7 protein-coding genes are annotated in these 7,797 nt (G+C 38.2%); all 7 read left to right on the top strand.

The genetic code is table 11. The features are described 5' to 3' along the window. Positions 1-452 precede the first annotated feature (452 nt). Positions 453-1,361 carry a permease-like cell division protein FtsX gene (gene ftsX, locus AC1VS3_RS12330; protein WP_017144559.1) on the top strand — a complete coding sequence of 303 codons (909 nt, stop codon included), beginning with the start codon at positions 453-455 and terminating at the stop codon, positions 1,359-1,361. A gap of 215 nt (positions 1,362-1,576) precedes the next feature. Further along, on the top strand, positions 1,577-3,055 hold the full coding sequence (locus AC1VS3_RS12325) for a murein hydrolase activator EnvC family protein (RefSeq protein ID WP_008689893.1): 1,479 nt from the start codon (positions 1,577-1,579) through the stop codon (positions 3,053-3,055). 287 nt (positions 3,056-3,342) lie between these two features. Continuing rightward, entirely contained in the window at positions 3,343-4,425 is a 1,083-nt protein-coding gene (gene mutY, locus AC1VS3_RS12320; RefSeq protein WP_008689892.1) for an A/G-specific adenine glycosylase, read from the top strand. Continuing rightward, positions 4,422-5,009: an NUDIX hydrolase gene (locus AC1VS3_RS12315; RefSeq protein ID WP_008689890.1), complete on the top strand. Its 588-nt coding sequence runs from the start codon at positions 4,422-4,424 to the stop codon at positions 5,007-5,009. The genes mutY and AC1VS3_RS12315 overlap by 4 nt, the downstream gene beginning before the upstream one ends. Before the next feature lie 733 nt (positions 5,010-5,742). Beyond that, positions 5,743-6,408 carry an N-acetylmannosamine-6-phosphate 2-epimerase gene (locus tag AC1VS3_RS12310; protein WP_008689888.1) on the top strand — a complete coding sequence of 222 codons (666 nt, stop codon included), beginning with the start codon at positions 5,743-5,745 and terminating at the stop codon, positions 6,406-6,408. Between the two features lie 269 nt (positions 6,409-6,677). Further along, a complete protein-coding gene (locus AC1VS3_RS12305) occupies positions 6,678-7,400 on the top strand; it encodes an aspartate kinase (RefSeq protein ID WP_008689887.1) in 723 nt (240 codons plus the stop codon). Positions 7,401-7,487: 87 nt separating this feature from the next. Continuing rightward, positions 7,488-7,688, top strand: a complete 201-nt coding sequence (locus tag AC1VS3_RS12300; RefSeq protein WP_226897159.1) for a hypothetical protein — start codon at positions 7,488-7,490, stop codon at positions 7,686-7,688. Positions 7,689-7,797 lie beyond the last annotated feature (109 nt).

Genomic DNA, 7,797 nt, shown 5'->3' with positions numbered 1-7,797 from the left:
GAACCGTACGTACGGTGGTGTGAGAGGGTGATTTATTTCACCCTACTCGATTTAAGGAGAAGAGCTGCGTTGATTAAAACAAAGAAAAGTTTATGTACTTACATGGGGAAGTGATTAGATAGATCGTTGTTGATGGAATTCACGGATTCATTAGGGAACTCTTATGTTAGCTTTGTATTGGATAAAACACTTATATGGTGGTTTTAGAAGTATAGGATGTTTTATCTGAATGAAGAAATTAGATAGCATTAAAAATTGTTTTGTTACGCTTGTATGCAATGCTACTTGTAAAATGTAGCATCCTACTTGTGAAAACTTCCTTTCCCTTAAAGTACAAACAACGTCTCACCTTTTTTATATCCAATTATTTCATGCACAGCGCTTTTTCTTTACAATTTTTCTATGGTACGTTATCATATAAGTGCAAGTTAACTTTACAAAGAGATGAAACTATGAAAAAACTATACCGATATATTAAATTCCATATAAAAACCGCATGTAAAAATATAACAAGACATTTTGGACTGGCCATGTCCGCAGCTTTTTCGATGACTATCACGTTGCTGCTGATTGCCGTCTTTTTATTGCTGACAAGTAATTTGTCCAATATCACATATCATATTGAAGATGCTTTGACAATTCGTGCGACGATTGATAATGTCGTGACGGATCAGGAGAAAACCGCGTTACAGAAAAAGATTGAAAAGCTTCCACATGTAACAAGTGTGAAACTATCCAGTGGTGATGAAGAATTAGCAGCTTATAAAAAAGAATATGAAAGCAATGACAGTCTGTTCAGCATGTATGAAGGAAAGACCAATCCTATTCTAGATGCTTTTATTATTGAGGTGAAAGATGCGAATAATGTCAAGAAGCTCAATGCACAGATACATGATATGAAAGGTATCGTAAAGGCGAGCTATGGCGGTGAAGAGACGGATGCCATGATACAAACTTTTTCTTCAATGCGTACCGGCAGTTTTCTGTTTATTATCTTTCTAACTTTGGTAGCAATGTTTTTAATCGCGAATAAGATTAAAATGTCTATTTATACAAGAAAGTCAGAAATTGCCATTATGCGATTTGTCGGTGCCAGTAACTGGTGCATTCGCTTTCCTATGATGCTAGAGGGTATTTTAATCGGTTTGGCAGGAGCAATCGTGCCAGCCATCGTAACTGTAGTAGGATATCATTATGTCTATTTAATGCTTGATGGCAGAATGATGAGTGAGATGTTTCGTTTACAGCCAAGTGAGCCGTTGAGCTTACAGGTTGCAGGTATTCTTTTGCTTATTGGCATGGGAGTTGGCTTATTTGGAAGCTTCTTCTCTACAAGCCGTTATCTGCGTTGGAAACGTTAAACATACGTGAAGATATTTTCATGTTAATATGATAAAAGTAAATAGCAAATCTTTATTTGATTTGTTTATTTATAACTCCATCACGTATTTGCCTACATGCTTATTTGACAGAAATATGCTTACGTAATAAATGATCGTATGTTATCGATGCTGATATAAATTAAATGCTTATCGACCTTAACATTTACTTCGTGATAAAAAGAGGAGGATTTGATATGAAGAGAAAAATTTTAATGATTGTTGCATGTCTGTTCATGGTCGTAATGGCTTCTTGTCCCCTAGAGGCGGAAAGTTTTGCAGGCCGTGAAGCGGAAATGAATAAAAAATGTGCATATATTACCGATAAAGCAACGCAGCAAGAATGTATTGCTTATAAAGAATATTTGCAGCAGAAAAGCAAAAATCTATCCTCAGAGATTGATGGTATTAAAAAACAGCTGAGTAATGTAAAAGGAAGCATGGAATCCATTGGAGAGAAGCTACGAAGCAATCATAAACAGGTTGCCAAGATCAATGCGGAAATGGCCAGTGTGGAAAACGCCATTGCTAAAACGGAAGCATCCATTGCCAAGATGAATGTGAAAATTAAAGAAAAAACGGAAGATATTCAAGAACGTGACAAGATGATGCGTGAACGCCTGATTGAGATGCAGCCTTATATTGGCAGTAATAACTTTATAGACTTTTTGATGGGGGCAGACAGCTTTGCTGATTTACTGCGTCGTTCAGAGATTCTTGGACAGCTGAATTCCTATGAATCTGATCAGATCAAAACATTAAATAAAGAAAAAGCGAAATTGAAGGAAGATAAAGAAGTAGTCCAACAGCAAAAGGAATTGCTGAAAGTGCAGGAGCAAGGATTAAAGGACCAGAAGGAAAAAGCGGAAGCCATAAAGGAAGTTAATGAAAAATTAATGAGCGCATATCGTAAACAGGAAGAGCAACTGCTGGATCAGAAAATCAAGACGCAGATGGCGCAGATGAGTATCCCAAAGGTAGATACTTCTTTGGCTGCACAATTTGATGATGAAACAAGCGATAAACCGGATAAGGATAAAAATGATGGTTCTAACGACCATAACGGGGACTCCCAAGATAATAATCAAGGCAATAATGGAAATGGGAACGGAAACGGCGTAAAACCAAGTACAGGATTTATCACACCAATTCAAGGGAATTGGCATTATTCAGCTGGTACATGGGCATATGCGGATGGCAGTGTACATAGAGGAATGGATTTTGGAACATATCAAGCACAGGGCTTGCGTGTTGTTGCCCCTGCCAGTGGTATCGTTATTTGGACATATGGTGGTTGTCCATCTCCATCCGGTGATAATTTTGGCAGTTATTGTGGTGTGCCGGCTACCGCAGGAAATAACTTAACCATGCTGACCAGAGTTGATGGTGTGGTTTATGCTTTCTCCTTTTATCATCTCTCAGGTACTGCTGTATCTAGCGGAACTGCGGTTGCCCAGGGGCAGACGATTGCCTATACAGGAAACAGTGGCAATAGTACCGGGCCACACTGTCATGTGGAAATGATTCGCGTTGGAAATATGAGTTTGAGTGATGCTTTGAATAAGTTTAACAATAGTGGGGATTTAAGCTTTGGCGTTGGTTGGTACGCTGATCCACATGCTTGTTCCAGCTATGGTTCACCATGTCGTTTACGTCCGGAAAATTATTTCTTATAAGATCAAGTGATTATCTGTACACCATAAGGACAGGTATTTATGGTAAAAGAGTGAGCAGATCATGCGTTTGTGCAAGGCACTAAATGGCATGGAAACAAGATAGAAAAACATGCAAGGTGAATACCGGGTTATTCATTTACTGCAAGAACTGGTTTTAAAATTGTAAGATCTTTGTTTTATATGAACTACGATTATATACAATAGCTATAAAAGAAAAAGACGCCTTATTCAGATGACAGCAAAAGAATGCTGCTTTATCAAGAAGGGGTCTTTTTCTTTGTGATTTCATGAAGAAATGTTATAATACAACCATGAAAGAAAAACATGATAAACAACATTTGGTACAAGCATTATTGGAATGGTATGATGCCAATGCACGCATATTGCCATGGCGGAGTGAACCTACGCCTTATCGAGTGTGGGTAAGTGAAATCATGCTGCAGCAGACACGTGTCGAGGCAGTAAAACCATATTTTGAACGCTTTGTAAATGCATTGCCTGATGTGCATGCACTAGCAAATGCCGATGATGATGAATTACATAAGCTCTGGGAGGGGCTGGGATATTACAATCGCGTAAAGAATATGAAAAAATGCGCACAATACTGTGTGAAACACTATGCCGGTTCATTGCCTAATTCCTATGAATTATTAAAACAACTGCCCGGTATCGGAGATTATACTGCCGGAGCGATTGCCAGTATCGCTTTTCATCTTCCATATCCAGCGGTTGATGGAAATGTATTGCGTGTATTTTCCCGCCTTCTTGTCAGTGAAGATGATATCTTAAAAGAACGTACAAAGAAAAAGTTTCAAAATATTATAAAAGAGTATATTCCTATAGAGCGATGTGATGCCTTTACACAGGCATTGATGGAAATCGGTGCATTGATTTGTGTGCCCAACGCCATGCCTCGCTGTAATATTTGCCCATTAGCAGAAGACTGTATCGGTTATCAAAGCCATCAGGCACAGCGCCTGCCCATAAAAGAGAAAAAGAAAGCACGGCGGATTGAGAAGAAAACGATTTTAGTCGTTGTCCATCAAAAGGAAGTGCTGCTGCAGCAACGCGCTGAGGATAGACTGTTAGCAGGGCTTTATGAATTCATCACGTTAGATGGGGAGCGAGAAGAGGAAGAAGTTATGGCTTTTCTCGGTCATGAACGTATACATAAAATCATCAAACTGCGCTCGGCAAAACATATATTCTCACATGTGGAATGGCATATGCAAGGATATTTACTAGAGGTAAAGGAAAAATTGGATGGCTTATGGTGTACACAGCAAGCGTTGGAACAGCAATATGCGATACCAACTGCTTTTAAGGCATATAAAGATGCTTTATATACATGGTGGAGGACGCAAGAATGAAGACATTATTAGAGGAAGTGAAAGGATTTGATCCTTATAACGAACAGGAAGAAGCAGATAAAGAATTATTGATGACTTATCTGACGATGTTTGATGATATATTTTACCGAGAAAATTTAATGGCTCATATGACAAGCTCTCCCTGGATCGTGAATCAGGATATGAGCAAGGTATTGATGATTTATCATAATATCTATGATTCCTGGGGATGGTGCGGCGGCCATTGTGATGGGGATGAAGATACTTTGCATGTCGCTTTAAAAGAAGGAATGGAAGAAACGGGGTTAACTAAGCTTACACCTTTAAGTGAACATATTATGGCTATTGATATTCTACCTGTACCGCCCCATAAAAAACGTGGTAAGTTTGTTAGTTCGCATGTACATCTTAATGTGACTTATGCCTGTGTGGCAGATGAAACCGAAAATTTACACATCAAAGCGGATGAAAATAGTGGTGTTCGATGGATACCTGTAGAAGAAATTGATACTTGGGTAAGAGAAGAAGATATGAAACCGGTGTATCACAAATTGGTAGAAAAGACGAAAGTTTTGGCAGAACAGAAAACAGAAGTCAGTTTGTAGGATTAAATACAACATGTAATCATGTTTTAATAAAAAAGGTGGATGAATGAAGTTATCGGCATTGCTACAAAGACTTTACAAAATAGAAAGAATAAGCGATAAGGCACTTGCCGTTGATTCAGTGAGGATACTGATTCAGTGAGGGTTCTAGAAATAACAAGAGACATTATAGAAAAACATGCTGAAAAAGGCTATTTTAAAACACATGTTATGAGGTGTGATACATATGCTTTATTTCACATGGCAAATTATACAAATTTAGGAGATTACGAATGAATAAATTGGGGGGTTATTTTTATTTCTTTTCCATTTCTAGTTTTACAAATAAGAAAATGCAGAGGAAGTAAAGAGAAAATTTGTATTATTTCTCATTTGTACGATACCAGTTCCGGTAGTTGCTTTCCTACTTCTTTTACTTGGTCTTAAAACATTTATGTCAGTATCATAAAAGCTATACCATAAAAGAAGTGTGCTATGGATAGAAATAAGTTTAGCAAACGTTATTCAGAAAGTGTTTTTTAATTTATCAGGATATACCGCATGCATGTTTGCATGTCTTGATAAAGTATAGGACATTGAAAGAAAAGACAGTTAGAAATTGCCTGTTTACATGGCTTAAAAAAACGGCAAAAAATTTTTATGAGAATTCGATAATCTCGTAGAAAAAAGGAAGACGAAAAAAGAATTTTGAAGTATAATGAAACTGTAATAAGAGAAAGGACAGGTTTTAATTATGCTGGAAAAAATTAAAGGCGGTTTAGTAGTATCTTGTCAGGCGTTGCCTGATGAACCACTGCATTCTTCTTTCATTATGGGAAGGATGGCGCTGGCAGCAAAACAGGGAGGTGCTGTCGGTATTCGTGCACAAAGTAAGGAAGATATCATGGAGATAAAGAAAACAGTTGATCTTCCTGTTATTGGCATCGTAAAACGTAATTATCCGGACAGCGATATTTACATTACACCGACAAAAAAGGAAATTGATGAATTGTTGGAAACGAAGTGTGAGATGATCGCATTGGATGCGACATTGCGTGATCGTCCAAATGGAGAAAAACTGGAAGATCTAGTTGCCTATATTCATGAAAACGGAGTACTGGCTATGGCGGATTGTTCAACCTTTGAAGAATGTGTCAATGCTGAAAAAATTGGCTTTGACTGCGTATCCACAACGTTATGTGGCTACACTCCGTATTCTGTTTTAGTGGATGGGCCAAATATTCCTTTATTGAAAAAACTAGTAGCTGAATTGCACACCCCAATTTTAGCTGAAGGCAAGATCAATACACCGGAAGACCTTGCAGCCGTTTATGAAGCTGGCGTTCACAGTGCGGTTGTAGGCGGTGCTATTACGCGTCCGAAACAGATAACAGAACGTTTTGTAAAAGTCTTAAAGTAAAAAGCTGAAAACGATACCTGGAAGGAAGTAGAAAAGTCATGACTCTTTCGTGTACTAAATGCTGCTTCCTTTTTATGTTGGTTTAAAAACTTTATGATATTGGTTAGGACACTTTATTTCAATGGAATACGAAAAATCTTTTCTGTGATAAGAAAGCTTGTTCGTTTTAAGACAGGACTTCTATTTGTATCATCCTTTTCTAAAGTAGGCACATGACCATGCAAATCTTTATGCTGTGACATATGGTATAAGGAATGCGAGGGGTAGTTATGAATCTGAAAGTAATGAAATTTGGTGGAACATCCCTGCGCAGTGAGGCCACACGCAAATATGTATACCGCCATATTTTAGAATATCAGAAGACACATAAAATCGTGCTGGTGGTATCTGCCATGGGCCGTTATCCGGATGCGTACGCAACGGATACTTTATTAAGTCTTGGGAGCGAATATCTCAGTAAAGAAGAAAAAGCAAGACTTGTTTCCATGGGAGAGCAGCTATCCACGCTAAAGGTGTGCAGCGAATTATTAGATATGGGGATTCATGCGCATGCCCTTTCTTTTTTTGAAGCAGGAATTTTCAGTGATGATCATTATGATTATGCTAAAGTTTTACGTTTGGATGGCACAAAGGTTAAGCAAGCACTTGCTAACTATGATGTAGTAGTCGTAGGTGGCTTTATCTCTATGACTCCACAAGGACATATTACAACATTGGGACGTGGAGGCAGTGATTACAGTGCTGTGCTGTTTGCCGATATGCTGGATCTGAAAGAAGTGGATATTTATACCGATGTAGATGGTGTCTACGACAATGATCCCAAGCTAAACAGCTATGCGATAAAATATGATAAATTGACTTATGATGAAATGCTCAATATGAAGTCACGCGTATTGCATGATCGCAGTGTAGAGTATGCAAAAGAACATGGTATTCGTATTTATCTTAAGGGAACCTTCTCTGGTAGTCAGGGTACGGTCATAGATGCCTAATTCAATTATCACGATTTCTTAAATATTTCTGAACGGCGCAAAATATAGCATATCTTTTTATGAAATATGCTATAATACGATATAGAGGTGAGCGAGTTGAAAAATATCCTGCTGGTAAAAAATCTGAATAGTGAAGAAAGTGCTAAACGCATTGATGCAGCACTTGCGGAAACGCGGGTGGATTATGAAGTGAATATCGAAAAACAATGTGTGGTTGTCATGGGAAACAGTGACATGGTGGCCGTCGCAAGAAAGGTTTTAAACGACCTGGGATTTATGATTTTATAAAAGGCAAATGTTGCCTTTTTTTCTTGTGCTACAAGCGTTTGGATATGTCAAAAGTAATCGAGTAGGGTGAAATAAATCACCCTCTCACACCACCGTACGTACGGTTCCG

This window comes from Longicatena sp. (assembly GCF_982403165.1).
Note: the sequence above shows the minus strand (reverse complement) of the source record. Positions and strands in the feature narration are given on the sequence as shown.